The following is a 1,326-nucleotide window of genomic DNA, read 5'->3' as shown; positions in this document are numbered from 1 at the left end:
GACGGGGAGGGAAGGAAGGGGGGAGGGGGGAAAGAAAGGGGAGAAAGAGGAAGAGGAGAAGGAAGAGGGGGAGGAAAGGGGGGGGAGGGAGGAAAGGGAAGAGAAAAGGAAAGAGGGAGAAAGGAAAGGAGAAGGAGGGAGAGAAGAGAAAGAGGAAAGGAGAGGGGGGGGGAGGGGAAAGAAAAGAAAAAAAAAAGGGAAAAGAAGGGAAGGGAAGGAGGGAGAAGGGAGAAAGGAAAAAGGAAGAAAGAGGAGAGGGAGGGGGGGGAAGGAGGGGAAGAGGGGAGAAAGGGGAGGAAAAGAGGAGGGAGGAGAAGAGGAGGGAAAAAGGGGAGGAAAGAGAGAAAGGGAGGGAGGGAGAGAAGGAGAAGAAAGGGGGGAGGAGAAGGGAGAGAAAGAGAGGAGAGGGAGAGGGGGAAGAGGGAAAGAAGAAGGAGAGGGAAAGGAAGGAGGAGGGAGGAAGAGAAGGAGGGGAGGAAGGAAGGGGGAAAAGAAGAGGGGGAAAGGGGGAGAAAGGGGGAAAAGGAAAAAAGAGGAGAGGGGGAGGAGGGGAAGGAAGGAGAGAGAAAGGAGAGAAAAGGGGAGGAGAAAGGGAAGGGGAGGGGAAGGAGGAGGGAGAAAGAGGGAAGGAGAAAAAAAAGAAAAGGGAAGAAGGAGGAGAAAGGAAAGGAGAAGAGGAGGAAAGGGAAGAAGAAGGGGAGGAAAAAGGAGAGGAGGAAGAAGAAGAGGGAGAGAAGGGGGAGGGGGGAAGAAAAAGAGAGAAGGGAGAGGGGAGGGGGAGAGGGAAAAGGAAAAAGAGAGAAAAAGGGAAGGGGAAGGAGGGGAGGAGAAAGAAAAAAAGAAAAGGAAGAAAAGGGAAGAAAGGAGAAAGGGAAAGAAAAGGAAGGAAGAGGGGAGAGGGGGGGGAGAAAGGAAGGAGGGGAAAAGAAAGGAGGGGAGGGAAGGGGGGGAAAGGAGGAAAAAGGGGAGGGGGGAGGAGGAAGGGGAAGGGAGAGAAGAAAGGGAGGGAGAGGGAGAAGGAGGAAGAAGGGGGAGAGAAAAAGAAGAGGAAGAGGAGGAGGGAGAGAAGAGGAGAAAAAGAGGAAGGGAAAAGAGGGAAGAAAAAAGGAAAGAAGAAGAAAAAGAAGAAAAAAGAGGGGGGGGGAGGAGGGGGGGAAGAAGAAGGAAAGAAGGGAGGAAAAGAGGGGAAAGAAGGAGGAAGAGGAAGGAGAGAAGAAAAAAAAAGGGGAGAAGAGGAAGAGGAAGGAAGAGGAGAGGGAAGGAGAAAGAGAGAGGGAAGGAGAGAAGGAAGAGGAGGAGGAGAGGGGAGAGGGGGAGGGGAAAGAA

At 52.9% G+C, this 1,326-nt stretch carries 1 protein-coding gene; it reads left to right on the top strand.

Annotation, left to right across the window (positions count from 1 at the left end):
* On the top strand, positions 1-1,326 hold a 1,326-nt coding region (locus K5Q92_RS24565), incomplete at both ends, for a hypothetical protein (protein WP_220771243.1).

The sequence above is a fragment of the Shewanella sp. MBTL60-007 genome, from assembly GCF_019654915.1.
In the GTDB taxonomy this organism is placed as follows: Bacteria; Pseudomonadota; Gammaproteobacteria; order Enterobacterales; family Shewanellaceae; genus Shewanella.
Note: the sequence above shows the minus strand (reverse complement) of the source record. Positions and strands in the feature narration are given on the sequence as shown.